This window comes from Falsiroseomonas oryzae, from assembly GCF_027856955.1.
GTDB lineage: Bacteria > Pseudomonadota > Alphaproteobacteria > Acetobacterales > Acetobacteraceae > Falsiroseomonas > Falsiroseomonas oryzae.
The window spans coordinates 1-1,338 of sequence record NZ_JAPSMD010000791.1 but is presented as its reverse complement, the minus strand read 5'-3'; the positions used below and the strand labels follow the sequence as shown (position 1 = coordinate 1,338).

General features: G+C 73.6%; 2 protein-coding genes. Both read left to right on the top strand.

Annotated elements, in window-relative coordinates:
- Window positions 1-635, top strand: a 635-nt coding sequence (locus OZN99_RS31725) for a GntR family transcriptional regulator (RefSeq protein WP_270939171.1), incomplete at its 5' end; no start/stop codon positions are given.
- A gap of 166 nt (window positions 636-801) precedes the next feature.
- Window positions 802-1,047 (top strand): DUF3072 domain-containing protein, encoded by a 246-nt coding sequence (locus tag OZN99_RS31720; protein ID WP_270939170.1) that lies wholly within the window; start codon window positions 802-804, stop codon window positions 1,045-1,047.
- The last annotated feature ends 291 nt before the right edge of the window (window positions 1,048-1,338 follow it).

The following is a 1,338-nucleotide window of genomic DNA, read 5'->3' as shown; positions in this document are numbered from 1 at the left end:
CGCCCATCCCGGCCGAGCCGGAGCTGGCGGCGGAGCTCGGCGTCTCGCCCGGCACAGTGCGCCGCGCGCTGGCGGCGCTGGAACGGCGGCGCCTGGTGGAGCGGCGGCAGGGCCGCGGCACCTTCGTGGCGGCGCATACCAGCGAACGCGCGCTGTTCCACTTCTTCCGCATCGTGGACGCCAGCGGTCGCCGCCACACGCCGACCAGCCTGGTGCTGGATTGCCGCACCGGCCCGGCGAGCGAGGCGGAGGCCGCGGCGCTCGACCTGCCGCAGGGCGAGGCGGTGCACCGGGTGGAGCGCATCCGCGCGCTGGCGGGCGAGCCGGTGATCCTGGAGCGCATCCTGCTGCCCGCGGCGCGCTTCCCGGGCTTCGCCCTGCCGGTGCTGCAGGAGATGACCGACGAGCTCTACGTGCTGTACCAGCGCGACCACGGCGTCACCATCGGCCGCGCCGAGGAGCGGCTGGCGGCGATCGCGGCGACGCCGGAGCAGGCGGGGAAGATGCGGCTCTGGCCCGGGGCGCCGGTGCTGGAGATCGCCCGCGTCGCCTTCGACCTGGCCGACCGCCCGGTGGAGCGGCGGGTCACCTGGCTCGACACGCGGATGCATCGCTACCAGGCCAGCCTGGATTAGCCATCACCATGGTTTGCCGCTTTGGCGCTTTACCGCTTTGGCCGGGCATGGCGCCGACCGCTTCGGACAAATTCCCGGGCTTGCCTTCCATGAACATACAGGGAACGATGGCCCGGAGCCAGCGTTGTCGCGCAGAGCCCGCACCGGGCCTGTCCGGAGACCCCGCATGGCTAAGCCGAAGCCGCAGACCCCCCACGCCGAGAACCCGAAGGCCGACCCCGATCCCGGCTCCAACACCATCAAGGACCCGCAGGACTGGACCACGGGGGAGGAGCCGATGACCGGCGCCCAGGCGAGCTATCTCAAGACCCTGTCGGAGGAGGCGAAGGAGGCGTTCGACCCGAACCTGACGAAGGCGGAGGCGTCGCAGCGCATCGACGAACTGCAGGCGAAGACCGGGCGGGGGCGGTGAACCGCATCCCGGGGTAGGTCGGTCGCGCCCCCACCCCAGCCCTCCCCCGCTCCGCGGGGGAGGGGGCGTGGCGTGTCGACGATCCCTCTCCCGCGGAGCGGGGGAGGGTGCGCTCGCGTAGCGAGGGCGGGTGGGGGCGCGACCGGACAGCGCCGTGGAATCGCGCCCCCGGCCGCGTCAGCCTCGCCCCATCACGACAGGACCCAGATGTCGCTCTCCAGCACCGCCGGCACGCCGGTGAGGAAGGCGACCAGCACGCGGGGCGCGGCGCCGGTGCCGTCCGGGTCGAAC